The sequence below is a fragment of the Paenibacillus cymbidii genome (assembly GCF_004764705.1).
Taxonomy (GTDB): domain Bacteria; phylum Bacillota; class Bacilli; order Paenibacillales; family NBRC-103111; genus Paenibacillus_AN; species Paenibacillus_AN cymbidii.
In genome coordinates this window covers 43200-68568 of record NZ_SHLX01000030.1, presented here as the reverse complement: position 1 = coordinate 68568, position 25369 = coordinate 43200, and the positions used below count along the sequence as shown (strand labels likewise).

Here is a 25369-nt window from a genome sequence, read left to right as displayed (position 1 = left end):
AAAAAAAGCCGGCTCTTCCGCAACAGCGAAACAGCCGGCACCGATCAGGTCAAGCTGGCGCGGTGCTCGTGATCCGCGTCCATGTCCCGGTCGGCGGCTCGGCCGAAAGCCGAACGGGCTTTGTCGGCCGTGCCGTTTATCTTGTCCCTGGCCTTGTCGCCAAGATCCTCCGCTTCCTCGGAAGCGCGCTTCACCATCGTCTGCGCCTTGTCGCCGGCCGCCTTGGCCGTATCCGAAATCGCTCCGGCCACTTGCTGCGCCTTGTCTCCCGCCAGATTCACAAGCGAGGAAGCCTTGTCGCCGGCGTTCTGCAGCATGTCCTTCGCGCTATCCTTGATTTGCCGGGACTTGTCGGCTATATCGCGCCTGAGCTCGCTGCCCTTCTTCGGCGCCAGCATAAGCGCCGCCGCCGCACCGACGACGCCTCCGATAATCGCTCCGGTCAGCATACCTCCGCCGCTTTTCGATTCTTGTGCCATACTATCATCTCCTTCATCGTAATCGTCGTGCCGTGTACGTATACTTACCCGGGCAAGAACGAATTGAATCCGGAAAAAAGGACGAGCCGCCGACACGCATGTCAAAACCGCAGCCGCGGTCCCCGTTCGGCCGCGGCCGAACGCTGCAGCAGCCAGCCGCAGGCGGCCAACCCGGCGCCGCCCAGCCCCTGCAGCACAAGCGGCGCAAAGCCCAGATAGCGCAGCGCAACGACCGCGCACAGCGCAAACAGCCAAACGCCGAGCCACACAAACGCGCCGCCGCGGTACATGCCGATCAGCGCGAACATAACGGCAAGTAGCAGCCAGCGCAGCAGTTCCAGCGCGAACAGATCGGCGCGGCCCGCATACAGCAGCAGCACGGCCGAGCCGGCGCCAAGCAGCGCGGCAATCAAACCGGCGACGCGGCTGGCCGAGCCGTAGCGTCTTGTCCCGTCGATTCCGCCGATCAGCGGAAGCGCAAGCAAGCTGAGCGCAAGCGCCGCAAGCGTAAGGACGAACGTCGTGCGCCCAACCGGCCAATAAATGCTCGCCACGTCGACGAGGCCGGCGGCGATGCCGTGCAGTCCCCAAATATAACAAAGCGCAGTCCAGCGTTGCATGGCAAGTCATCTTCCTTTCGTCTGCCGCTAATCCATCGTCATATCGGTCATGGACACCCGATGCCTCTTGGCGTATTCGCGCGGCGACACGCCGGCGATTTTCTTGAAGATGCGGCTGAAATAAAACTCGTCGCTGTAGCCGACGCTGCTGGCGATCGACTTCAGCCGGTAATCGGAAAGCACCAGCAGCTCCTTGGCGCGGTCGACGCGCAGGTGGGTCAAATAATCGATCGGGCTGTAGCCGATCAGCTTCTTGAACAGCCGCGAATAATGGCTTGCGCTGAGCCCGGCCATTTGCGCCAGGCCGTCCAGCGTCAGCGGCTCCTGATAATGCGTGCTCATGTGATCCTGCGTCGTTTCGATCGCCGATGTCGTGTCGCCGGTGTTTTTCTGCGCGCGGAAGTCCTGCACCAGATGCAGGAAAAACTCCTGCAGCAGAATGCGCCGCCGCATCGCCGTCATATGGCCGCGCCGCCGCCAGAGCACGTCGATCTGCTCGACGGTGTAGATGAGTTGGGGCATATTTTGCACCGTGTACATTCCTTCCAGCGGAAACGGGCTTTCCGCAGCGCTGCGGGTAATCCATTGTTCTTTCTCTTCGTACGTTTCCGTATAGTGGAAGCGGACAAAATAATACTCGATCGGCGCATCGGAATCGGCCTGACGTTCGACGATCATGCCGGGGTTGAAAAAAAATACTTTGCCCGGTTCCGCGGGATAACGGATGCCGTTGATCGTAAACGTGCCTCTGCCTTTGACGATCAGCCAGAACGAATGATGGCGGATTTGCCGCGGCGGCTGGCGCCAATCGGATTCGCCCTTCTGGTGGCCGACGAGCAGTATCGAAAACACGAGCCGGTTCAAACGGGCGGCGAGCTCGCCGGGTGTCAGCATGCCGGTCCCTTCCTTTCGAAGACGGGAATACCCTCATTCTAACATAACGCCCGGCAAGTGCGCGAAGCGGGACAAGAGGAAGCCGCAAGCCGGAGGCCATTGGGAATGGCATACCGAACTGCGGCGATTGTAATCTTTTCTATGCGATTTCAGCGATCTGCGGACGCGGCTGCCGGTAGTGTGGTACGATAGGAGACGGACTATCGACCGTTTGGAGGATCGGGCTCGCATGGAAACGAACATCGACGATGACAAAGCTTACTACTCGGCGGAGCTGCTTGCCTGGTACCGTCGCGGCAATCGCGACCTGCCGTGGCGGCGCAGCAAAAACCCGTATTACATTTGGATATCCGAAATTATGCTGCAGCAAACGCGTGTGGAGACGGTCATTCCGTATTTCAACCGGTTCGTGGCGCAGTTTCCGACTGTGGACGCGCTGGCCGATGCGCCGGAGGAGGAAGTGCTGAAAGCGTGGGAAGGGCTCGGCTACTATTCGCGCGCCCGCAACCTGCAGGCGGCGGTGCGCGAGGTGCAGGAGTCGTACGGCGGCGTCGTGCCGGATGAGCCGGAAGCGATCGCGCAGTTGAAAGGAGTCGGCCCTTATACGGCCGGGGCGATCTTGAGCATCGCGTACGACAAGCCGGAGCCGGCCGTCGACGGCAACGTCATGCGCGTGCTGTCGCGTTTCTTCGAGCTTGAGGACGACATCGCCAAGCCGGCGACGCGCGTGCGCATCGAGAAGCTGGCGCGCGAGTTGATTCCGACCGAACCGGGCGCGGCGGGCGACTTCAATCAAGGGCTGATGGAGCTCGGCGCAACGGTATGTACGCCGCGTTCGCCGCACTGCCTCGTCTGCCCGGTCATGGCGCGCTGCAAGGCGCGGCTGGCCGGGCGCGTAGACGAGCTGCCGGTCAAGACGAAGGCGAAGCCGCCGCGTCCCGAGGCGCGGGCGGTCGCCCTCGTCGCCGGCAGCGGCGCGCGCGAAGGCCGGCTGCTCATCCGGCAACGGCCGCAGGACGGGCTGCTCGCGCGCATGTGGGAGCTGCCGCACGTTGCGCTGCCGGCCGGCGCCGAGCCGGAGACGACGGCTGCCGCCGCCGCCCCCGGCCGCGGCCGGCCGAAGCGGGCGCAAGCGGCTCCTGCGGCAGGGCGCGCGGCGGCGGAACACGACGCGGCGATGGCTGCGCTCGCCGCGGGGCTCGCGGAAGCGGACGGCGCGCGCGTGCTGCCGGAGCGGTGGCTGACCGATGCGGAGCATACGTTCAGCCACATCCGCTGGGACTTGCGCGTGTACCGCTGCAGCCTGCTCGGCGAAGAAGAAGCGCTGCCGCCGGACTACCGCTGGCTGCATCCGGACGAGAGAGCGCGCTATGCGTTCCCGAACGTGTTCCTCAAGCTGATTGCGGACTATTTTGACCGGTGAGGGTTCGGAACGTTGCTGTGTGTTGGGCAGATCGAGTCATTAAATGTAATTTCAACTAGTGAAATACATTTGTGTAGCTCATCCGGATGAATGGCTTCAGCGCCTAACGGTTCGTACAGGTCTTATTCAGTCGAAATCGGCCCGTTTGCAAATCTAAACGGATCTCACAGTCGCTATTTGACGAAAAACCGGTCAAATTAGGAGTAAAATCAGCTAATAAGCTCACTACGTTCCGTTAGCGCCGGAAAATCGCCCGAAATGGCCGAATAAGCTCAATATAATCCGTTAGAAAGCCGAAGCAGGAAGAAGAAGTTTCTCGATCCCTCCTGCATGGCGCCCGGGCGCCATGCAGGAGAATCATCGCAGCGGATTCGCAGCTAGCCGGCTGGCTCCAGAGTACAACAACTGCACAGTTAATCGAGCCTCATATTCCGGCTTATTGACCCGTTGCGGGGGGCGGTGGTGTATTCAGCCGACTTCATTACCGTTGTTTCGGGGCTCACTTGGTTGTAATTTCTTTGGCAAGACTGCAAGAAAAAAATGTCTCCCCCAAGCTTTTCGTTGGAGTGCAGTAGCCATCCTCCGATTTTTCTCATCCAATTGTAATGTCGGATTAAGCTGGAATTCAGTTCGGTTGTCTACGATAGCCGTGTAAGCTAAATTTTCCAGCGGAGGAGTGGAACGCATGAAATGGAACAAAAAATTGGCGGCTGGCAGCATCGCGGCGGCGATTATTTTAAGCGGCGGAGCGGCATACGGGCTGCAATCGACGTATGCGGCGGATGACGGGACGTCGGCGCAGACGTCGCCCGCGCCGTCGGCAACGCCGGGCAAGCAGGCAGACGGCAAACAAGGCCGGATGCAGCATCCGGGCAATTTCGGCGGCAAGGAGGGAGCGCGCGGAGGCGGCGGAATCGGCTACATAGGCGACGCGCGGAGCTGGCTGGCGACTGCGGCGACGACGCTTGGCCTGGAGCAGGACGCGCTGCGGCAGGAGCTCGCCGGCGGCAAAAGCCTGGCGGACATCGCCGCGGAGAAAGGCGTTGCAAGCGATACGCTGACGGCGGCATTGACCGCGGACGCCACGAAGCGCATCGACGAGCAGGCGACCGCCGGCAAGCTGACCGCGGAGCAAGCGGCACAAGCGAAGGAGAAAGTCGCCGCCGAAGTGGGCAAGCTGATCGAGCAGAAAGGGCTGCATGGGCCGAACGGCGGCAAAGGCGGCAAGGGCGGACCGGGCGACCGCGGCGGCTTCGGTTTCGGCGGCGGGAAAGGCGGGCATGGCGCGGGCGGCTTGCCGGTAGCCAATGACAAGCTGGCGACCATCCTCGGCATCAGCCAGGACGATTTGGCCGCCGAGCTGAAGGAAGGCAAATCGTTGTCCGACATCGCCAGCGAACACGGCATCAGCAAAGACCAGCTCGTCGGCAGCATAAAGGACAACCTGACTGACTGGATCGGCCAGATGGTCGACCGCAAGCATGAGCCGCGCACGGACAAACAGGACGCCGGCAAACAAGGCGCCGCGCGGCAAGCGCCGGCTGCTTCCGGCACGCAAACGCAGAGCTGAGCGAACTCGCTCGCCGCAACGCAAAAACTCCCTTTCGATCCGAAAGGGAGTTTTCGTATGTTGCCGAGGCGATTATTTCGCTGCGTCGTAACGTTTGCCAACGGCATCCCAGTTGACAACGTTCCAGAAAGCGGCGATGTAGTCGGGGCGTTTGTTTTGATATTTCAGGTAGTACGCATGCTCCCACACGTCAAGGCCGAGAAGCGGCGTATCGCCTTCCATGATCGGGCTGTCCTGGTTCGGCAAGCTGTATACTTTCAGTTTGCCGCCCGACAGCGCGAGCCATGCCCAGCCGGAGCCGAAACGCGTCGTTGCTGCAGCAGCAAACGCTTCTTTGAATTTGTCGAATCCGCCCAGTTCGCTATCGATGGCTGCCGCCAGCGCGCCGGTCGGTGCGCCGCCCGCGTTCGGGCCGATAACTTCCCAGAACAGGCTGTGGTTGGCATGCCCGCCGCCGTTGTTGCGAACCGCAGTGCGGATTGCTTCCGGAACGGCGTTCAGATCGGCGATCAGATCGTTCAGGCTCTTCTCGTGCAGCTCCGGTTGTTTGTCCAGCGCGGCGTTCAGGTTCGTTACATAAGCGTTGTGATGGCGATCGTGATGGATCATCATCGTCGTTTCGTCGATGTGCGGCTCAAGCGCGTTGTTCGGGTAAGGCAGCGGTGGCAATTGATGTGCCATAGTGGATAACCTCCTGTGAGATGGAATAGACAACCTCTATTATCCTCCAATAAGGATAATAAATCAACATGTATGTATCGAAAGTGCAGCGCGAAACCTGTCTGCGACAACCGTAGTATCGTTTGCCGGCAGAGCGGTTTGTATGCGCGATAACTGTTTACCCGTGCCGCCCCGGCTTGAAACAAGATGTACAAAACCGGAGAGAACCGAAGATAATCGACGAAAAAAAACGGAAATGACATATAGAGGAACGCCTGTATGTGTATACGCTTTAAATAAAGCGCTTTCAACGAAATTTCAATTTATTTTGTTAAAAGTGTGGCGAATTTTCGAAACTGTTGCAGGAAAACCGAAAATTTTGTCGAAATTGTAAAGCTACCAGAAAGCAAGGCGCAAGGGGAGACCATACATGAATGTTCGTTCGTTCCGATTGTCCGATTATGTGGCGGTAAATGGTTTGCTCGAGAACATTTTGTCCGAAGCTTGTTATGAAGAAACGGTCGAGGCATTTGTCAGGCAACTGTCCCTGGACAGCGGGCTCGTAATGGTTGCCGAGCAGGACGATTTAATCGTTGGCGTCCTTATTGGAACGGTCGACAACAACAAGGGCATCTTTTACCGGATTGCGGTACATGCCGAGCATCAGCGCCGCGGCATCGGCAGAACGATGATCAAGGCGATGAAGGATCGATTCGAACAGCGCCGCGTGAGCGGCATTTACGTTTCGGTCGACGTGCACAACGAACCGATTCTGGCCGTATACGAATCGGCGGGCTATCCGGTCGCCGAGTCGGCCAAGTACGTCGGAAAGTTGGCAATCGTGAGCGGCTCGTAGTCCTGCATATATCCGTCTGCAGCGTTTCTTTTACCGCGTCGAATCGGTAAAGGGAACGCTTTTTTCTTTGTACAAGACGGTCCGGCGGCTTGCCGGCAGTCGAAGCTGCGCTTTTGCCCGCGATTCGCCTTTTCCGGTCGCTTCGGACGCACAAGGGCCAATTTCCCGCCATTCTGCGGCGCTCTCTCGCTATTGCCCATCTTTTGCGTTAAAATAAAACGTAAAGCAATTACACGGAAGGACCGGACGGCCCATGAATCCCAATCGCGCAACGATTATCAAAAGCTTCAAGCACGACGGGCATCTGCACCGCATGTGGCTGGAAAACTGGCTTGTGCCGGGCGAGTTGCTGCACGCAAGCCATGCCGCGGAGTCGATGCTTGTGTTGGTCAACAGCCAGACGAGAATCAAGGAAGCGGACGGCCGGGAGTGGATCAGCAAAATTCCCGGCGTTTCCTTTTTTATCCCGCAAGCGTGGTACAACATCGTCGCACTGATCGAATCGGGAGGCATTCGGTACTATTGCAACGTCGCGTCTCCCGCCTATCGCAACGGCAACGTCATTACTTATATCGATTACGATCTGGATGTTATCGTCACGCCGTCGAAGGACGTGCATGTTGTCGATCAGGACGAATACGAACGGCACAAATCCAATTATCACTACTCTCCGGTTGTCGAGGAGAAGGTCAAGAACGGCCTCGATTCGCTTATGGCGCGAATCCGGCGCGGCGACGCTCCGTTCGACGACCGGCACGTAAACGACTATTACGCGTTGTGGCAGAAGCAAACGCGGCAGCGGCCGGGCGACGCGTAATCGCGCGGAAACGGGGTGACGGGCATGAAGGCGGCGGCAGACGCAGCGGCGGAGACGGAAACGGCATCGTGGCAGAAGCTGAAGGAAGAGCTGATTGCCGCCGCTCCGTCGCTTGGCATTGACAAGATCGGATTCGCTTCGGCGGAGCCGTTTCTCGAATTGAAGCAAATTTTGCTCGACCATCGGGCCAAAGGATTCGAGTCGGGCTTCGAGGAGCCGGACATCGACAAAAGGACGCATCCCGAGCTTATTTTCGACGGACCGCGATCGATCGTTTCGTTCGCCGTCGCTTATCCGTCCAAGCTGGCGAACCCGCCGCGCTCCGAGCCGGGGGCGTATCGCGGCATGATTTCCCGGTCCTCCTGGGGCGAGGACTATCATCATGTGCTGCGCAGCCGGATGTCCCGGCTGGAGGACTATATTCGCGAACGGGTGCCGGACGCGCGGATGGAAAGCATGGTCGATACCGGCGCGCTTGCCGACCGGGCGGTTGCCGAGCGCGCCGGCATCGGCTGGTCCGGCAAAAACTGCGCCATCATTACCCCGGAGTGGGGCTCCTGGGTCTATCTCGGCGAGATGATTACGAACATTCCGTTTCCGCCCGATGTGCCGGTAACGGAGCAATGCGGCGACTGCACGTTGTGCATCGACGCTTGCCCGACCGGGGCGCTGGTCGGCCCTGGACAGCTGAACGCCAGCCGCTGCGTGTCGTTCGTGACGCAGACGAAAGGCTTCGTCAGCGACGAATTGAAGCGCAAAATCGGCAACCGGCTGTACGGCTGCGACACGTGTCAGGTGGTCTGTCCGAAGAACAAAGGAAAAAACTGGACCCATCAGCCCGAGCTGCAGCCCGATCCGGAAACGGTCAAACCGCTGTTGCTGCCGCTGGTCGGCATCGGCAACAGGGCGTTCAAGGAGCGTTACGGCCGCAGCGCCGCGGCGTGGCGCGGGAAGAAGCCGATCGAGCGCAATGCGATCATCGCGCTCGGCAATTTCAGGGACGCGAGCGCGCTGCCGGCGTTGATCGAGCGGCTGCAACGCGACGAACGGCCGGCGATCCGCGGCACGGCCGCCTGGGCGATCGGCCGCATCGGCGGCGAACAGGCGGCCGCCGCGCTGCGTGAGGCCCAGCGCGAGGAGCGCGACGCGGAGGCGCTGGCCGAGGTGGAGCGGGCGCTGGCCGCGCTGAGCGGCGGCGCGGGAGCGGACGCCCAAGCGGGAGCAGAACCGGTTGCGGGGGAACGTTACAGCGAAGCGGGGACGGGGGAAACACGATGACACGGATAGGCTATGCCGAAATCGAATCGCCGATCGGGCCGTTGACGTTATGCGCAACGGCAGCGGGATTGTGCCACATCGAGTTCGGATCCTGGCGCGATATGGCGGACAAGCTTGCCGGGTGGGCAGGCAAAATGTACGACGCTCCTGCTTTCGAACAGGATCCCGCCCTGCTTGCCGAAACGGCGGAGCAATTGCGCGCCTATTTTGTCGGTCGCTTGCAGCGGTTCGAGCTGGCGCTCGACTTGCGCGGCACGCCGTTTCAGGTGCGTGTGTGGCAGGCGCTGTATGCGATCCCGTTCGGCGAAACAAGGTCTTATCTGCAAATCGGAGAAGCGATCGGGTCGCCGAAAGCGGTTCGCGCCGTCGGCGGCGCAAACAATCGCAACCCGGTGCCGATCGTCGTTCCCTGCCATCGCGTGATCGGCAAGGACGGCACCATGGTCGGTTACGGCGGCGGTGTCGGGATCAAGCGGCATTTGCTGCAATTGGAAGGCGTTCAAGCCCGGTTCGGCGAGTAATAAATAATCAATAGGTCAGGCTCTCACCCGCAATTTCCGGCGAGTCAGTCAGCAGGAGAATACAATTTACGAGCAGCGAGGGGCGATTGGGTTGCGTTACGTATCGATCGAAACCGTGGAGCCGGGCCAGTATTTGGGGAAAACGATATTTGCGAGCAACGGGGCGATTCTGCTTTCCGAGAATGTGCAGCTGACCGTTTATATGATTACGACGCTGCGGCGGATCGGCGTGGCGATGGTGTATATCAAGGACCCGAATTTTGCCGACGTGGAAATCGAGGAAGTCGTTTCGGAAGAGAACAAGCGGGCCGTCATGCAGCGGATCGGCGATACGTTCGACTCGATCAAATCGGGCAAAGATTTCAGCACCAAGGCGATCAGCATCAGCGTGGACCGGCTGTTGGAAGACATTACGCAGAACAAGGAAGTGCTGCTCCAGCTGTCGGACATTCGCACGAAGGACAACGAAATGTACGTGCATGCGTTGAACGTCGCCACCATGTCGACGCTTGTCGGCATCAATATGGGGTTGTCGCAGGCGCAGCTGAAGGAACTGGCGATCGGCGCGCTGCTGCACGACATCGGCAAGCTGGAGCGGATCACCGACGACGAATCGGACGACTTGAAGCTGCACCATACGTGGCGCGGCTTCGAGGTGCTGAAGAACAAGCGCGAGTTCAGCCTGCTGATAGCGCATGTCGCGTTTCAGCATCACGAGCGGCCCGACGGCCAGGGCATCCCGCGCCGGGTGGCGAGCGAGCAGATTCATCTGTACGCCAAAATCGTGGCAGCCGCCAACATTTACGACAATTTGCTGTTCGATCTGTCGGCGGGCAAACGAATGCTGCCGCATGAAGCGTGCGAGCGGATGATGGCGATGTCGGGCTCGGAGATCGACCGCGAGGTGCTGATCCAATTTCTGAAAATCATTTCCGTCTACCCGACCGGCACGTCGGTCCGGCTGACGACCCGCGAAACCGGCGTCGTCGTCGGCCAGCACCGCGGCTTGCCCGGCCGTCCGGTCATACGCGTCGTCAAGCAGGAATACGACAACGATCTGACGATCAAGGAAGTCGACCTCGCCAAACAGACGACGGTGTTTATTGAGAATGTGTTGACTTAAATCTAGGGGTGTTTGCAAACAAGCCGTACCAGCAAATAGGCCATATAAAAAATGGCCTATTTATATTTTCGCGCGAGCCAACCCGCGTCCCGCAACGCGGAAGTCATCAAATAGGTCATTCAGGTCATCCTTCGGCATATTACGGCACGGCCCCGAAATCGGGTATAATCGTTAATATGTCTTGGCTCCGATAAATAGTAAACGCTTTCAATCAAGGGGGAAACGCATCGCGGACGAATCGCCTGGCGCACGACTATTCAATCGGGGAGGGATTTTGGCCATATGCTGCATAAAATGAGATCGTACGCGCGGCACAAACGCTTTTTGATGAGATTGGTCATCTTTATGCTGCTGTTGTGTCTTGTGCCGATCGCCATCCTCGGCGTTTTTTTCTACCATAATGTGCAGAAGTCGATGCGCAAGGACATCGAGCAGGCGAACGAACGCTACTTGCTGCAAACGGTCAACGCGATGGAACTGGTCGTCAAGCAGCTTGGCAACGGCTACCGGCAGTTCGTCACCAACAGCACCTTCGTCGAGTTCGACCGCTTCCCGCTCGGCAACTATTTCGAGGAAATCGATACATGGTACATCGCGAGCAATCGCGAAGAGCTGACCAACTACATTACCAGCAAAGCCAAGGTGCAGAAAAATATCGAAACGCTCATGCAGTTGAGCGATTTTATTTTTTCCATTTATTATGTTAATCCGGCGCGCGGCATCGTGCTGACGTCCGGCTCGCTGCAATATGAAATCGGCCGGTTCTACGACAGCGGCTGGGATGCCCAACTCCAGCCCACGGCGCTTGGCTATCCGATCATGATGAATGTGCGCAATGCCAAGCAGGAGGACGGCAGTGTCAAACGTGTCGTTCCCGTCGTGTTCCGCCCGCTGGACGCGAAATATACGGTCGTCATCAACCTGGATGCCGACGCCTTCTATACGAATTTAATCAGCCGGCTGGAGTCGAAGGACAAGTCGTCGCTGTATGTATTTTCCCGCAATGGCGAGCCGCTCTTGTACGACAGCGACGCCGGCAAAGCGGGAGACTTGTCGCTTGTGCAGAGCGTCGTAGGAGGCCCGAACGTCGGTTTCGACGGCGGAACCAAATCGAACCAGGTGCTCAGCGGGCGCGAGCTCATCTCGTGGCGCTCGTCGGGCGTGCTCGGCTGGAAAATCGCCAGCGTCACCAGCCTGCACGACATGTACAGCAACATTTCGAGCATACGCAATCTGTTCTTTACGATCTCCGTGCTGCTGGCGATTGCGGCGGCGATATTGGCCGTGCTGACGAGCAGCCGGATGTATCGTCCGGTGTCGATGCTGCTGCAGTTCGTCAAGGAAGGCAGCTGGCGCGACCCGGGCGGCAAACCGGCGCAAGGCGAGTTCCACGTGATCCGCGAAGGGCTGGCCGACGCTTACGAAACGAAGCGCAACCTGCAAATTCGGCTGCGGGAAAGCTTGCCGGCGCACCAGGAGAAGTTTGTCCGCTCCCTGCTGAAAACGAACGCCTTCGACGAAAAATATATCGAGGAACGTTTCGGTTTCCTCGGCATCGGTTTGCCGACGCGCGGCCTCGTGCCGCTGCTCGTCTCCGCGGAAGGAAGCGACGGCGCCGCGGCCAGCATCGAAAGCGAAAAAATCGAACGTTTGCTCGTGACCGATACGATTGCCGGCGCGCTCGACCCGATTTTGGCCCACTGGGTGCTGGAGCTTGACGATCAGTTGTACCTCGCGCTCGTCCATTGCGGCGAAATGGAGATGGCCGTCGTGTTCGAGGCGGCGGAATCGATCCGCGACTTGCTTGCCGAACGGCACAACCTGGCGTGCACGATCGGGATCGGCACTTATTGCGGCACCATCGCCGACTTGCCGGGGGCGTTCCGGGAAGCGGAAGAGACGCTGCAGTTCCGGGGCATGAGCAGCGGCAGCGACATCATTTATATCGAAGACGTCCGCCTGCACGCGCACAAGCCGCTGCATTACCCGAAGGAGAAGGAGGCGGCGCTGCTCGTTTGCCTGAAGAACGGCGACAAGGACAAGGCGCTGGACGTATTCGCCGAAATGGTGCGCGACCTGCGGGCGCAAACGGGCAAAATCGCTTTTCCCCAAGTGCAGCAAACGTTCCTGCTCCTGCTTGTCAAGCTGATCGAAACGGTGCGCGATCTGCAGCTTGACATGGAGCAGATTGTGCCCGGCGAGCGCCCGAACGCGGTGGCGGCATTCCTGCAGAAGGAAGGCTGGCGCGAAATGACGATCTGGTTCGAAGGGTTGATCGGCACGATGGCGACCTACATCGGCCAGGCATTCCTGGAGAAGAAAAACGCCCACGTCGAAAACGCGAAGCAACTGATCGACACCGAAAACATCAATACGTTGTCGCTGACGTTTGTGGCGGATAAGCTGAACCTGAACCCGGCGTATCTCAGCCGCATTTTCAAAGAGTATACCGGCGTTACGTTCACCGATTACGTCACGCGGGCGAGGGTGCTGCGCAGCAAGGAACTGCTGCTGCACACGGAGCTGAAGGTGCAGGACATCAGCGAGCAGCTCGGGTACGCCAAGGTGACGCATTTTATCAAGCTGTTCAAGGAGATGAACGGAATCACACCCGGCGAATATCGCAAACAGCACATTTAAACTCACAATCGCACTCGAAAGCAGATAAGGAGGGCAGCAGCCACTGTCCTCCTTTTGTTTTCTTCGCTGCTCTCGGATATTCGCGATACCGTTATTTTTACTTTATCATCAAACAGGAGATCGAAGTCACGATTGCGGTATTCTCGGCAGGCGGGATCTCCCCGTACGATCAAAGAGCAACACACATGCCAAGGGGAGGAAGGGATTCGTTTGGAACAAGTCAAACAAATTGCATGGGGGAAAACGGCAAAATGGATCGCGGTAGCCGCGGTAACGACAACGATCGTCAGCGGCTGCAGCGGCAAAGATTCGGGCGAAGGCGCCAAAGCAAGCCCAAGCGCGTCGGCATCGTCATCGTCTCCGGCCGCGGGATCGGCGTCGCCGGTGGCGGGCCCGTACGCCAAACATCTTGATATTTCGTGGATCGGGCACAACCAGATCGGCAAAACGAATTTCAACAACGACAACAAGATCAAGAAGCTGATCGAGGAGAAGTTCAACGTCACGCTCACGATGGTGCCGCTCGACGTGCACAACAAGGAGCAGGTGAACCTGTTTTTCGCCGACGGCAAAACGGCAGACCACATCCGGCTCAACGTCGACTCGACGTTCGTCATGGAGCAGGGACTCGTCCGGGAAGTTCCGGAAGACAAGCTGCGCAAGCTGATGCCGAGCTGGATGAAAAGCATCGAAAGCATGGTCGATCCGAAAATCGTCTCTTCCACGATGAAGTACAAAGGCAAGCTGTACGCCGTGCCGTTCATCAACTACGCGGCGCTGCAGCCGTGGGTCATGGGCATCCGCAAAGATTGGCTCGACAACGTAGGCATTACCAAGCTGCCGGAAACGATGGACGAGTTTCACGAGGTGCTGAAGCGCTTCACCTTCAACGATCCCGACCAGAACGGCAAAAAGGACACGTTCGGCAGCCACGGCTTGCAGCTGTATTTGCGCGGCGCGTACGGTCTCGGCGGTTCCGCGGTGGGCGTGCAGTATTACGCCGACAGCGCCGGCAAAGTGAATGCCAGCGTGCTGGGCGACAATTACAAGGATTATTTGAAAACGCTTCAATCGTGGTACAAGGAAGGCTTGATCGATCCGGAATCGATCACCGACCTGCGTCCGCAGCAGCGGGCCAAGTGGGCCGACGGCAAGTTCGGCGTGCTCGCCGACCATCCGTGGTGGTACGCGTCGACGACGGCGACCAACGTCACGCAGATGGTGACCGACAAAAACCCGAAAGCGAAAATCGACTTCCTCAAGCCGTTTACCGGCCCGACCGGAGATAAAGGCGCAGGCGGCGCCGCTTATCCGTCGATGCAGCGCGGGTTCTTCTTCGGCAAAAACACAAGCGACGAAAAGATGGAGCGGATCATGGCGATCAAGGAGTACATGTCCGCGGACGACAAGTTCTATATCCGCGCCTACTTCGGCGAAGAAGGCAAAGGCTATACGCTTGACAAGGACGGCGTCATCCAGGTGCCGGCGGACTACTTGAACGTCGACAAGATCACGCAGGAAGGCATCGGCCAATATTTCGCGCTGCGTCCGGACAACTGGGATTTCTACAAAAAGAACAACGTGCTGAAGATAGACGCTCCCGCTTACGACGTCGCCATGGCCAGCCCGAAAAAGTACAACGACATCAACTTTACGGTCGCCGGCACGAATGATTCGCTGCTGAAGTACGGCACCGCAGTCAACACGGTCGTCACCGAATTCGAAACAAACGCATCCAGCGGCAAAATCGACATCGACAAGGAATGGGAAGGCTTCAAGAAAAAGTTCCTCGACGCCGGCGGCCAGTCGATCATTGCCGATTACCAGAAGCTGTACGACGAATCGAACAAGAAGTAAGCTTCTTGGACGCCGGGAAAGGAGACGATCCGCATGAGCGAAAACGCGGCCGAATTGCCGGCGCAAGGGGCGAACAAGTGGGCGGGAAGATGGAACAGGTACGGATTTTATTACTTGATGCTGGCCCCGGCGATCGTCTGTTTCATCGTGTTTAACTATGTGCCGATGTACGGCGTCATCATGGCGTTCAAAAACTACCGGTTTGTCGACGGCATTATCGGCAGCCCGTGGATCGGTTTGGAAAATTTCAGCCAGCTGTTTGGCGACATCTTTTTCTGGCGCATCTTGCGCAATACGCTGATCATCAGCGGACTGCATATTGTATTCGGTTTTCCGGCGCCGATCGTGCTGGCGCTGCTGTTCAACGAGCTGGCTGGCGGCAGGTTCAAAAAAGCGGTGCAAACGATCTCCTATTTGCCCCATTTCATGTCCTGGGTCATTCTGTCCGGGATCATGATCGAGCTGCTGTCGCCGTCGCGCGGCGCGTTCAACTATATCATTACGCTGTTCGGCGGCAAGCCGATCCACTTTCTGGCCAACCCGGACGCGTTTGTCGGCGTGCTGGTCGTCAGCCACCTGTGGCAAACCGTCGGCTGGGGCAGCGTCGTTTATTTGGCGGCGATCGCCGGCATCAGCCAGGATCAGTACGAATCCGCGCGCATGGACGGGGCGAACCGGTTCCAGCAGATGCGCTACATTACGCTGCCGTCGCTTGTGCCGATCATGACCGTGCTGTTCATTCTCAGCATCGGCGGCATCATGAACGCGGGCTTCGATCAAATCTTCAACCTGTACAACCCGGCGGTATACAGCGTCGCGGACGTCATCGACACGTACGTGTACCGGATCGGGCTGCTGGAGACCAAGTACGGTTTCTCCACGGCAGTCGGCCTGTTCAAAAATGTGGTGGCGCTCGTGCTCGTCGTCGGCACCAATTACATCATCAAACGCTTCAACGAATACGGCATTTGGTAAGCATATGCTTCCGAAGCAAGTTTTGCTCGCAGGAGGCAGATCAGGTAGTATCGCAAACCTTTCAGGGGGACGTCAAGATGACGACATTTCGCCGCAAAACGATGGCAGGCCAAGCTTTCGACGTGTTTAATATCGCTTTCATGCTCGTGCTGGCGCTGCTGTTTCTGTATCCGTTCTGGAACCTGCTGATGCTGTCGATGACCGCCCCCGCCTATGTCGACAAGCTTGGGCTGCGTATGTGGGCGGAGGGGATGAACCTCGCCACCTACAAGCAGTTGTTCGCCAGCGACGTCATCTACGTCGCTTATAAGAACACAATCATTCGGACCGTGCTGGGCGCGGGATTGACCGTGGTCGTAACGATGTGCGCCGCCTACGGGCTGTCGCGCCGGGATTTGCCGCTGCGCGGCGTCATTACGCTGTTCATGCTGTTTACGATCTTCTTCAGCGGCGGGCTCATTCCGACGTTTCTGAACATTCGCAAGCTCGGGCTGCTCGGCTCGATGTGGTCGCTCATCCTGCCGACGCTGGCGAACGCCTGGTACATTATCCTGGCGCGCAATTTCCTGATGGGTTTTCCGAAGGAACTGGAGGAATCGGCGCTCATCGACGGCGCGAATCCGGTGCAGACGGCGTTTCGCATTATCTTCCCGCTGTCGGCGCCGATCATCGCCGTCATCGCCCTCTGGTCGGGCGTGGCGCACTGGAACGCCTGGTTCGACGCGATGATTTATTTGCGCGAGAAGAACGACTTCGTTGTGCAGCTGCTCGTGCAAAAGATTTTCCAGCAGGATAAAATCGATCCGTCCAGCACCGGCACGTACATCCAGATTACGCCGGAAGTGACGAACCAGTCGGTAAAAGCCGCAACGATTATCGCCGCGATTGTGCCGATCGTCATCGTATATCCGTTTCTGCAAAAATATTTCGCCAAAGGCGTAATGGTCGGTTCGCTCAAGGGCTGACCTCAGGAAAGGTGGAGCCATGTCCAAAGTTACACCGCTGCAGCATGTGGAAATTTACCGGGATGCCCATTACAATTCGTTCCCTTCGGCCGTACGGCTGCCGGACGGCTCGTTCCGGCTGAGCTTCCGCCAGGCGCCCGATCGGCGCGCGGCATACGACGGAATGATTACGCACCTCGACGCCTCTTCGAAAGGCGTGTCGCTAAGCTCGAAGGACGGGATCGTCTGGGATGCCGCCGCGTCGGTCATCTGGGACGATTTTTTCCACGGCGTGCAGGATCCTTGTCTGAACGTGCTGTCCGACGGAACGCTATTTGCGACTTATTTTACGTGGAAAGTGTACGAGGAGCAGGACGCGCCGCCGCTGGCGGAACGGAGCTCCGGCGCATGGACGACCGCCGTGCAGGGCCGCTGGGTCGGGCAAATGGCCGGCACGTATTCGATCCGTTCGACGGACGGCGGAGCGACCTGGGATCGCCCGCTGCCGGCCGGCCTCGGCGACGTCGCCGTGCGCGGCAACAGCGTCGAACTGCCGGACGGCGCCATTCTGACGCCGTTCTACGGGCAGGAAGGCGACACGCACAACGTAGTCGTCGGGCGTACGGTCGACCGTGGGCAAACGTGGGAGCGGCTGGCGGTGCTGCCGGGGTACGAAGGGCAGTATCATTTTCATGAGCCGAATTTGTTCCGCACGGCCGGGGGCAAGGTTGTGCTGTTCATCCGCAGCGTCAAGCTGGAGAAGACGCCGGGCGAAGAGCATCTTGCGTCGCCGCTGTTTACGTCCGAATCGACAGACGGCGGGCGGACATGGAGCCCGGTTGAGATGTGGCCGATCTATTCGCCGAGTCCGTTCAACGCGCTGCAGCTGGCCGACGGACGGGTACTGCTTAACTACGGCTACCGGCTGAAGCCGTTCGGCGTGCGCGCGCTTGTGCTGGACGCGGAATGCACGAATCTCGGCAGCGCGGAGGAATTCGTCGTGCGCGACGACGGCCTTGGCGGCGACATCGGCTACACGAGCGCGGTACAGCTCGCGGATGGACGCGTGTTGATTACGTACTATTACTACCTGGCGGATGGAGTCCGGTTTATCGCCGGTTCCTTGTGCGCAGTCGAATAGCTCGCGCCAAAGCGAGCCCCAAAGGAGCGTGCCGTGATGGCCGAAACGGGCAACATTATCGCAGCGGATAACAGGGTGAAGGCGGCATTAGGCGAAGAAGTGACGATGCTGGAAGGCGGGCTGCAGCCGTTTCTGCTCGTAACGTCGCAAGGGACGATGGTGGCGCAGGCGCAGCTGCCGGAGAAACCGTTCGGCACGAAGCCGATGGTGTATGCGCACTTGATCGCAACGGTCGTTTCCCGGGACGGCGGCGTTTCGTGGCAGCGGACGACGCGCCGGGAAGGCTTCGACGAAGTGAACATCGAAGGCGGCGCGGCGCAACTGTCCGACGGGTCGATTATCGCGCTCGACACGTACGTGGTGGCCGATCCGGCAAATCCGGACCGCGGCACCGGGGAAGTGGCATACTCCTACGACGATTGGCATACGCTGGAGGAGCCGATTCCCGTTTCGTTCGAGCTGACGAATGTCGACGTCGCTTCGAGGAAAGACGACGGCGGCCACGACCATCAGGCGGCGCGGCTGCATCGCTCCGTGCTGGAGCTGCCGGACGGCGACCTGCTGACGCTGATGTACACGTGGTTTTACGGCGACGACATCCCGTGCTCCTATACGCCGAGCATGCACAAGTGCCGGACGATTCTGTACCGCTCCTCGGACAAGGGCAGGTCGTGGCGGCAAATCGGCTGCGTTGTCGACGGCACGGACGTCGGCACCGAAGGCTACGTCGAGCCCGTGCTCGTTCGGTTGTCGCAAGGGACGCATGAGGGCAGGCTCATCTGCATGATGCGCACCGGACGGGACATGATGTCGGCGTATTCCGACGACGAAGGGCTGACCTGGAGCGAACCGCGCGTGGAGCAGTTCGGCGACATCGACATTCACGCCACCGCGTCGTGGGCGGAGCAGTTCCGCGAGATCGCGGCCCAGACGCACGAAGATCGGCGCGAGCTGCGCGGCATGTACGCCGACCCGGATCTGATCGAGCTGCGGAACGGCGTGCTCGTCTGCGTCTTCGGCGTACGCATTTCGGAGAAGATGTGCTGGGCGGATCCAAGCCATCCGTGGAACGGCAATTACGTGGCGTTCAGCTTCGATCAGGGGGAGACGTGGAGCCATGTCGTGCAAGTGACGTCGGGCGTCATGACGACTCATTACATGGCGGTGCGCGAGCTTCAGCCGAACGTACTGTACATCGCTTACGACCTCGGCGCCTGGGGCAAACCCGGCCGGCGCGCGGTCGGGCGGCGGGTGGAGTTGAGCTTTTCGCCCGAGCTGTAATCGCGAAAATAGCCAATGAAAAATGGCTTATTCGCCCATTTTTAGTCGGCTCGGCGAAATAGCCAGTGAAAACACTGGCTATTCTGCCCAAGCAGCCTCAAAATCGAGCTTGTCGGCCAAATAGCCAGCGAAATCGCTGGCTATTTTTTTGCGGCAGGCTGTTTTTAACGAAATAGCCAATCAAACATGGCTTATTTTGAATCGGCCGCCAATGTCCGACGAGTAGCAACAGCTAATCGAGCGCTTGCAGCTCGAAATGAAGCGCAATCGCACGCGACTCGCGGCTTGTCCACTGCGCCAGCCGGTAGTGGCCGTTGCGGTTCGGCATCAGGCCGGGCAGCAGTTCGTACGTTAGCGGAGCGTCCCCGTCGACCGGACGAACGGTGTACCGGTACCTGTCGTGCGTAACCTGGACGCAGCGGGTATCGCCGGTAACGGCGGCCTCCCCGGCTCCATTGGTCGCAAGCAGCGGAACGCCGACGCCAAACGCCGTAATGTCGCCGCCCTCCGCCGCTTTCACACTCCAGGTTACCGTGACGCCATCTGGTCCGAGACGGTATTCCTCGACGATTTCCGCCGCGCTGCCCGCACCCGGCCGCGGCCGGATGTCTCCCATGGCCTTCTCGTACGTCGTTTGCGCATTCGCGCCATGCCCGTCGCTGCCGAACTCGGCTGTGCGGACGTTGCGGTCGGCAACGTAACGTACTTGCAGCCGGAGCCCGGAGGCAGCTTCTTCCACCGCTTCGACCGATGTGCGCCAATCCAGCTTCTCGCCGTCGATCGGCTGACCGTTTTCGTCCAGTTCGTGAAACACTTCGTGTTTTTTTCGGCCGTAGCGGGCGAGCCGGTCCCATGTTCCATGCTCGTCGCGCCACATCGGGCCGATCGCTGCGGCTTGGCGCGGGGAGGGAATGAGCAAACGCGGCCGGATGAATATCCACGGTACTTCGTCGTCCATCCCCGCAATGCCTGTCGAAAGCGCCGTTTCCTCCGCGACGCCGCGCTTGTGCAGGCGAACGAGGCCGGTTGCGTCGTGACCCATTTGTGCCGCCGTGTCCACAACAAGGTGGTAGCCGTTGCTGCTGGCGTACAGCCGGTGAAACGACGGCACGTGGAACGCGTAGCCGCCCGTATCGGCAGGCGCGGGAAGCTCGGCGATGCGCTCGTCCGCCGCTTCATAACAGGAAGCGGCGATTTGGGCGGCATACAGACTGTAGGGAGAATAGTACGCATACAGCTCCCAGCCGGCGCGATGCTTCGCGTCGAACCGATTTTTGAACAGCCGGAATTGCTCCGGATCGTCGCTCCAGCTGCGGATCGACTGCAGCGCGAGCCGCGCGGCCCGCTTGAAGCTTCCGGCCGTTCGCGTATCGCCGGCGGCATAATAAAGCGAAGCTTCTCTTTCGCACAGATGCGCGAACGTCAAGTCGTTCCAGACGATCTGGTTGCTGCGTCCGCCGCAGCTTACCGTGCCCGTCGTCGATTGCATGAACAGCATTGCCCATGCTCCGCGCCGCAGGACAGCGCGCAGAAACGGCGCATGTTCGCCGGTATATCCCGCGTCCAGCAGACCGCTTAATTGCTGGCGGGCGGCCAGGTCGTAGGCAACCGGCAAATTCGGGTCGCGATACAGCCCCTCGGGCGTAAAGCGGGTGAGCTGGGGCGCCAGGTACTTGTCCACGAAAGCGGCGGAATCGGTCAGCCCTTCGCGTTGCCGCATCATTTCCCCGTGCATGGCGTATGTCGCCCAGTTGCGAATCGATTTGAGATTGGCGAAATTGCGTTCGGTTTGGGAATAAGTAGCTTCCGGCACGATACGGGACAGGCTCGTTCGCCAGGACAACACGCGTTCGTCGGTCGTTTCCGGCGCCAGCAGCTGCAGCGCCCTGACCAGCATATGGGTCGTAAAATCGGCATGGTCGTCCGGTATCTTGTTTTCCCCGAGGCAATAAGACGCCCAGTCCATCGCCTTCCGCACCGATTCGCCCAGATCGCCGCAGCGTCCTGCGTTTAGCAGCACGGCTCCCGCTTTGGCGAAGCAGGCGGTCGCGAACTGGCGCTCGACGCCGTCGTAAGGATCAAGGATTGCGCCGCGTTCGTCCTGCTCCGATGCAAACTGGCGCAGCCGCTGTTCCGCAAACGCCAAATAATGCTCGCGTGTCGCGCCCGATTCCTCAAACGGTTCGCCAGTTTGCTTCGCGAGGAAGCGTTCCACATGCGGCGTTACCGGATCGTCCCGCAGCAGCCGCGTCAGGTATATTTGCTCGTGATTCGTCTCCATTCGGTTTTCCTCCACATTCTGTTCGCCATTCCGTGTGCCGGCGATGACCGGTTAGTCCCCATCGTATCACTGGCCGTATAAGCGCAGTTTTCCCGAATCGACCAATAATGTTGCGCAAATGCACAGTTTCGGAGGCAAGAGGACGGCAGGGGCGGCAGCGGACATGTCAAGAACGGGGCGATAAATCGCAAGATTGCGGCATAGGCTTCCGCCCGGGTGGCGGGGTACGATAACGATGCAACAAGATCCGAATAGGGGAGTGAAGCAAGTGGAACGATTCATCGCCATCGACAATGTATGCGCATGGCCGAACCTGACGCTGCTGCAGAATGGTGCGATCACCGCCGTCATCTTCGGCAAGCCGAATCACGGCGTAACGGAAGGCGACGTGGAATGCTGGATCAGCGGCGACGAAGGCCGAACGTGGGCCCGCGGCGGCGTGCCTTCCGGGCACCTGCCGAAGCAGAACCGGATGAACGTGGCGGCGGGGCTTGCAACGGACGGCTCCCTGGTCGTGCTCAGCTCGGGGTGGGACGACGTTTCACCCGCCAACGATCCGGCCCGCGTGTCGGGGCAGAGGGGCAATATTTTGCCGGCGAGGGTGAGCCGTTCCAGCGACGGAGGGCTTTCATGGACGATCGAAGGCGGCATCGAGCTGCCGGAAGGCACGGAAGCGGTCATCCCGTTCGGGGATATCGTCAGCAGCGGCGACGGCACGCTTGGCTCCGCCTGCTATTCTTTTTCGCGCGATGCGGCACGCACGGGACGGGACGCTGTCCTCAACCGCAGTTGGTTTTTCCGCAGCTACGATCAAGGCAAGTCATGGGTCAATCCGCGTCCGATCGCGCCGATCAAAGGCAACGAAACCGCTATCGTTGCGCTGGGGGACTCGCGGCTGCTGGCAGCGGTGCGCACTTGGGAGAGCGAGCACCTGGAGCTGTTCGGCTCGGACGACTTCGGCGACAGCTGGAGCCCGCGCGGAGCGGTATCGCTTCCCGGACAAATTCCGGCTCATCTGCTGAAATTGTTGGATGGACGCATTCTGCTTACCTACGGGGCGCGCAATAACGGCCACTACGGCGTCGACGCCCGAATCAGCGACGACAACGGCGCGAGCTGGAGCAAGCCTGTCTTCCTTGTCGACTTCATTACCGCAACGGACGGCGGCTATCCGTCGTGCGTGCAAACGAGCGACGGCACGCTTGTGCTTGCCTACTACGCCAACCGGGTGCCGCAGCATCAGCGTTACCACATGGGCGTCGTCCGCTTCCGCATCGACGAGTTGTTCTAACCAGCCCGGGCCGTCCATCGCCCGAAGGCGCACGAGTGCCGCATCGCCGGCACCGTGCGCCTGTTCCGCTTTTCCGCTTATCCTCCTCCACAAGTGAACATCAGGGCAACGAATGTCAAAATTAAAGCATGTCCCGGTCCCCGTCGATTCGCCTATACTGGACATATTACTACCAACGACGGAGAGGATGCCCCTTGTTCGACAAACTGCTGATTTATTCGCGGCACAAACGCTTTTTGATCCGTCTGGTCACTTATATGCTGCTCATTTGTACGATTCCGATCGTGACGCTCGTCTTTTTCTTCTATTACAATGTACAATCGTCGATGAAGCGGGAAATCGAACAAGCCAATGCCCGCTACCTGAAACAAACGGCCAACGCGATGGAGTTGATCGTCAATCAGATCGGCAGCGGCTACCGGCAATTCGCCACCAATAAATCGCTGCTGACGTTCGACCAGTCGCCGCTCGGCGATTATTACTCCGAGCTCGGCCAGTGGCACAACGCCGCCGAATCGGAGCGGCAGCGCATCGTCGACTATATCGACAGCAAGGCCAAAGTGCTGCAAAGCCTCGTCGATCTGAAAAATCTCAACGAATTTATTTATTCCGTTTACTATATCAATCCGAACCGGGGCATCGTGCTCACCTCCGATCATATGCAATACCCCGTCGGGCAATTTTACGATAGCAACTGGGACGAACACGTACACCAGAATGCGTTCGGCTATCCGATCATGACGGATGTGCGGGATGCCGCGCTGCCGAACGGCGGCGTCAAGCGCGTCATTCCGATCGTTTTCCGGCCGGCGCAAGTCAATTATGCGGTTGTGATCAATCTGGATGCTGAAGCCTACTATAGGAATCTGATCAGCAAGCTGGGCATTGACCGCGGCACGACGCTGATCGTTCTTTCCCCGGAAGGAGAACCGTTGCTGTACGACAATTCCGCCGCTGCGGCGCCGCTCGTCGACACCAGCCGCGCGGCGATCGCCGCCGCCGACGCGGACGGACGCACGCCCGGGGAACATGCCATGAGGCATAACCGCTGGCTTGTTTCCTGGCAGTCGTCGGAGCTGCTCGGCTGGACGATATCCAGCGTCACCGACATGAACGCCATGTACGCCACCATCGCCGGCATCCGCAATTTGTTCATCGTGTTTACGGCGCTCCTGCTGCTGGCAACCGCCTCGTTGGCGCTTGTCTCCAGCCGCCGCATGTACAAGCCGATCTCCCGCCTGCTGCAGCTGATCAAAAACGATCACCAGGGCGACGGTGAGCGCAAGCCGGTCGGATCGCCCGTCGTTCCTGGCCTTCGGACGCGGACCGCCGGCGAATTCCAGGTCATCAGCGAAAGCCTGACCGGCGCGTACGAAGCGCGCAACCGGTATCGGCAGCGGCTTCGCGAAAGCTTGCCCGCCTATCAGGAGAAATTCGTCCGCTCCTTGCTCAAGGAACACGACTACGGGCTGGAGGCGATCGAGGAGCGGCTGCGCTATTTTGGCGTCGAGCTGGGGACGCTTGACATCGGTCTGCTGCTGGTCGCCGTGGAAACGCAAGTACAGTGGAGCCGGCACGCCGACATCGAAGCGGAGAAGCTGGAGCAGTTGAAAGTGAAAGACTCCATCGCGGAATCGCTCGACCCGGTTGGAACGCGCTGGGTAACCGAAATCGACGACCATCTGTACGCCGTACTGCTCAATAGCGGCGGCAGCGGCATGGCCGACGTGTTTGCCGCGGCCGAAGCGATCCGCCGCTGCCTGCACGATCGGCACCGCGTCGCCTGCACGATCGGCATCGGCGGCTATTGCCGGACTGCCCTGGAGCTGCCGCGGGCTTATACGGAGGCGCAGGAGTCGCTTTGTTACCGGAAGCTGAGCGGAGAAGGGGAAATCATTTATATCGACGACGTCAGGCTGCAAGCGTACGATCCGCTGCCGTACCCGAAGGAAATGGAAGCGGCGCTTGTCGTCTGCCTGAAGAATGGCGAAAGGGCGAAGGCGCTTGGCGTGTTCGCCGATATGGTGCAAACGATGCGCGCCGGGTCAAGGCGGGCAGCCTTCCCGCAAGTGCAGCACGCCTTTCTGCAGCTGCTCGTCCGGCTGAACGAAACCGTCATGGATTTGCACCTCGACATGAAAGCGATCGTTCCGCAGGAACGTCCGCACCTGCTCGCCTCTTTTCTGCTGAAGAACGACTGGCAGGAGCTTTCCGTCTGGTTCGAAGGAGTGATCGCCGCCATGGCGGACTATATCGGTCAGGCGTTCCAGGAAAAACGAAACATGCACGTCGAGCATGCCCGGCGCATGGTAGAGCAAGATTGCGGCGATAAAATCTCGCTTTCGTCGGTTGCGGAAGCGCTTAACCTGAATCCCGCTTATTTGAGCCGAATCTTCAAGGAGCATACCGGCGGAAACTTCAGCGATTTCGTCACCAGGACTCGTATAACGCGAAGCAAGGAGCTTCTTCTCCTGCCCGGCGCCAAAATCCAGGATATCAGCAGCCAGCTCGGCTATATCAAGGTCAATCATTTCATCAAGCTGTTCAAGGAATCGACTGGCCTCACGCCCGGCGAATACCGGAAGCTGCACAGCTGAACGGAACGATCGCCGGCCGGCCCGGATTTTTCCCGCCATTGTCAAGATCGGGGCAATAAACGTCAAGATTGCAGCATTTCGCTCCGCGCCTGTCCGACCGTATGCTGGGCTGGCAACACCA

The 25369-nt window shown here is 59.4% G+C and carries 20 protein-coding genes; 15 read left to right on the top strand and 5 right to left on the bottom strand.

Going from position 1 to position 25369, the window contains the following annotated elements:
- Window positions 1-44 precede the first annotated feature (44 nt).
- The 3 genes from EXY20_RS39275 to EXY20_RS30335 form a co-directional block, all read right to left on the bottom strand.
- The gene (locus EXY20_RS39275) at window positions 45-479 is read right to left on the bottom strand and encodes a YtxH domain-containing protein (protein ID WP_167859640.1); all 435 of its coding nucleotides are present in this window, start codon (window positions 477-479) and stop codon (window positions 45-47) included.
- A gap of 101 nt (window positions 480-580) precedes the next feature.
- Window positions 581-1099: a hypothetical protein gene (locus EXY20_RS39270; protein ID WP_167859639.1), complete on the bottom strand. Its 519-nt coding sequence runs from the start codon at window positions 1097-1099 to the stop codon at window positions 581-583.
- A 27-nt stretch (window positions 1100-1126) separates the two neighbouring features.
- The gene (locus EXY20_RS30335; RefSeq protein WP_135556177.1) at window positions 1127-1993 is read right to left on the bottom strand and encodes a helix-turn-helix domain-containing protein; all 867 of its coding nucleotides are present in this window, start codon (window positions 1991-1993) and stop codon (window positions 1127-1129) included.
- A 229-nt stretch (window positions 1994-2222) separates the two neighbouring features.
- On the opposite strand from EXY20_RS30335, the gene mutY reads away from it, so the two are divergent.
- Together mutY and EXY20_RS30325 are read left to right on the top strand one after the other, a co-directional pair.
- Window positions 2223-3416, top strand: a complete 1194-nt coding sequence (mutY, locus tag EXY20_RS30330) for an A/G-specific adenine glycosylase (protein WP_135556176.1) — start codon at window positions 2223-2225, stop codon at window positions 3414-3416.
- Between the two features lie 685 nt (window positions 3417-4101).
- Complete coding sequence (locus EXY20_RS30325; RefSeq protein WP_135556175.1) at window positions 4102-4986, top strand: hypothetical protein; 885 nt, start codon at window positions 4102-4104, stop codon at window positions 4984-4986.
- 72 nt (window positions 4987-5058) lie between these two features.
- On the opposite strand, the gene EXY20_RS30320 is transcribed toward EXY20_RS30325, so the two are convergent.
- Window positions 5059-5667 (bottom strand): superoxide dismutase, encoded by a 609-nt coding sequence (locus EXY20_RS30320; RefSeq protein WP_135556174.1) that lies wholly within the window; start codon window positions 5665-5667, stop codon window positions 5059-5061.
- Between the two features lie 409 nt (window positions 5668-6076).
- Here EXY20_RS30320 and EXY20_RS30315 point away from each other — a divergent pair, with 409 nt between their 5' ends.
- The 11 genes from EXY20_RS30315 (at window position 6077) to EXY20_RS30265 (ending at window position 19079) form a co-directional block, all read left to right on the top strand.
- Entirely contained in the window at window positions 6077-6502 is a 426-nt protein-coding gene (locus EXY20_RS30315; protein WP_135556173.1) for a GNAT family N-acetyltransferase, read from the top strand.
- Window positions 6503-6755: 253 nt separating this feature from the next.
- On the top strand, window positions 6756-7319 hold the full coding sequence (locus EXY20_RS30310) for a DUF402 domain-containing protein (RefSeq protein WP_135556172.1): 564 nt from the start codon (window positions 6756-6758) through the stop codon (window positions 7317-7319).
- 24 nt (window positions 7320-7343) lie between these two features.
- Window positions 7344-8597, top strand: coding sequence for a tRNA epoxyqueuosine(34) reductase QueG (gene queG / locus EXY20_RS30305; protein WP_135556171.1), 1254 nt, complete (start codon window positions 7344-7346; stop codon window positions 8595-8597).
- Window positions 8594-9118: a methylated-DNA--[protein]-cysteine S-methyltransferase gene (locus tag EXY20_RS30300; protein WP_135556170.1), complete on the top strand. Its 525-nt coding sequence runs from the start codon at window positions 8594-8596 to the stop codon at window positions 9116-9118. Before queG ends, EXY20_RS30300 begins: the two co-directional genes overlap by 4 nt.
- Before the next feature lie 91 nt (window positions 9119-9209).
- Entirely contained in the window at window positions 9210-10241 is a 1032-nt protein-coding gene (locus EXY20_RS30295) for an HD-GYP domain-containing protein (protein WP_135556169.1), read from the top strand.
- A 282-nt stretch (window positions 10242-10523) separates the two neighbouring features.
- On the top strand, window positions 10524-12881 hold the full coding sequence (locus EXY20_RS30290) for a helix-turn-helix domain-containing protein (protein WP_135556168.1): 2358 nt from the start codon (window positions 10524-10526) through the stop codon (window positions 12879-12881).
- A gap of 210 nt (window positions 12882-13091) precedes the next feature.
- Window positions 13092-14738: a DUF3502 domain-containing protein gene (locus EXY20_RS30285; RefSeq protein WP_135556167.1), complete on the top strand. Its 1647-nt coding sequence runs from the start codon at window positions 13092-13094 to the stop codon at window positions 14736-14738.
- A 33-nt stretch (window positions 14739-14771) separates the two neighbouring features.
- Complete coding sequence (locus EXY20_RS30280) at window positions 14772-15713, top strand: ABC transporter permease (RefSeq protein ID WP_135556166.1); 942 nt, start codon at window positions 14772-14774, stop codon at window positions 15711-15713.
- Between the two features lie 77 nt (window positions 15714-15790).
- Window positions 15791-16678: a carbohydrate ABC transporter permease gene (locus tag EXY20_RS30275; RefSeq protein ID WP_135556165.1), complete on the top strand. Its 888-nt coding sequence runs from the start codon at window positions 15791-15793 to the stop codon at window positions 16676-16678.
- A gap of 19 nt (window positions 16679-16697) precedes the next feature.
- Entirely contained in the window at window positions 16698-17798 is a 1101-nt protein-coding gene (locus tag EXY20_RS30270; RefSeq protein ID WP_135556164.1) for an exo-alpha-sialidase, read from the top strand.
- Between the two features lie 36 nt (window positions 17799-17834).
- Window positions 17835-19079, top strand: coding sequence for a sialidase family protein (locus EXY20_RS30265; RefSeq protein ID WP_135556163.1), 1245 nt, complete (start codon window positions 17835-17837; stop codon window positions 19077-19079).
- Between the two features lie 232 nt (window positions 19080-19311).
- Here the strand turns inward: EXY20_RS30265 and EXY20_RS30260 are convergent, their stop codons facing one another.
- Complete coding sequence (locus EXY20_RS30260) at window positions 19312-21360, bottom strand: hypothetical protein (protein WP_135556162.1); 2049 nt, start codon at window positions 21358-21360, stop codon at window positions 19312-19314.
- A gap of 268 nt (window positions 21361-21628) precedes the next feature.
- Between EXY20_RS30260 and EXY20_RS30255 the strand changes: the two genes are divergently transcribed.
- The gene (locus EXY20_RS30255; protein ID WP_167859638.1) at window positions 21629-22651 is read left to right on the top strand and encodes a sialidase family protein; all 1023 of its coding nucleotides are present in this window, start codon (window positions 21629-21631) and stop codon (window positions 22649-22651) included.
- 194 nt (window positions 22652-22845) lie between these two features.
- Window positions 22846-25248, top strand: a complete 2403-nt coding sequence (locus tag EXY20_RS30250; RefSeq protein ID WP_167859637.1) for a helix-turn-helix domain-containing protein — start codon at window positions 22846-22848, stop codon at window positions 25246-25248.
- The last annotated feature ends 121 nt before the right edge of the window (window positions 25249-25369 follow it).

Bases quoted from the DNA above. Each gene is read 5' to 3' on its own strand.
- EXY20_RS39270 (WP_167859639.1), bottom strand. From the start codon at position 1,099: ATGCAACGCTGGACTGCGCTTTGTTATATTTGGGGACTGCACGGCATC.
- EXY20_RS30275 (WP_135556165.1), top strand. From the start codon at position 15,791: ATGACGACATTTCGCCGCAAAACGATGGCAGGCCAAGCTTTCGACGTG.
- queG (WP_135556171.1), top strand. From the start codon at position 7,344: ATGAAGGCGGCGGCAGACGCAGCGGCGGAGACGGAAACGGCATCGTGG.
- EXY20_RS30280 (WP_135556166.1), top strand. From the start codon at position 14,772: ATGAGCGAAAACGCGGCCGAATTGCCGGCGCAAGGGGCGAACAAGTGG.
- EXY20_RS30320 (WP_135556174.1), bottom strand. From the start codon at position 5,667: ATGGCACATCAATTGCCACCGCTGCCTTACCCGAACAACGCGCTTGAG.
- mutY (WP_135556176.1), top strand. From the start codon at position 2,223: ATGGAAACGAACATCGACGATGACAAAGCTTACTACTCGGCGGAGCTG.
- EXY20_RS30290 (WP_135556168.1), top strand. From the start codon at position 10,524: ATGCTGCATAAAATGAGATCGTACGCGCGGCACAAACGCTTTTTGATG.
- EXY20_RS30265 (WP_135556163.1), top strand. From the start codon at position 17,835: ATGGCCGAAACGGGCAACATTATCGCAGCGGATAACAGGGTGAAGGCG.
- EXY20_RS39275 (WP_167859640.1), bottom strand. From the start codon at position 479: ATGGCACAAGAATCGAAAAGCGGCGGAGGTATGCTGACCGGAGCGATT.
- EXY20_RS30325 (WP_135556175.1), top strand. From the start codon at position 4,102: ATGAAATGGAACAAAAAATTGGCGGCTGGCAGCATCGCGGCGGCGATT.
- EXY20_RS30270 (WP_135556164.1), top strand. From the start codon at position 16,698: ATGTCCAAAGTTACACCGCTGCAGCATGTGGAAATTTACCGGGATGCC.
- EXY20_RS30300 (WP_135556170.1), top strand. From the start codon at position 8,594: ATGACACGGATAGGCTATGCCGAAATCGAATCGCCGATCGGGCCGTTG.
- EXY20_RS30310 (WP_135556172.1), top strand. From the start codon at position 6,756: ATGAATCCCAATCGCGCAACGATTATCAAAAGCTTCAAGCACGACGGG.
- EXY20_RS30315 (WP_135556173.1), top strand. From the start codon at position 6,077: ATGAATGTTCGTTCGTTCCGATTGTCCGATTATGTGGCGGTAAATGGT.
- EXY20_RS30260 (WP_135556162.1), bottom strand. From the start codon at position 21,360: ATGGAGACGAATCACGAGCAAATATACCTGACGCGGCTGCTGCGGGAC.
- EXY20_RS30335 (WP_135556177.1), bottom strand. From the start codon at position 1,993: ATGCTGACACCCGGCGAGCTCGCCGCCCGTTTGAACCGGCTCGTGTTT.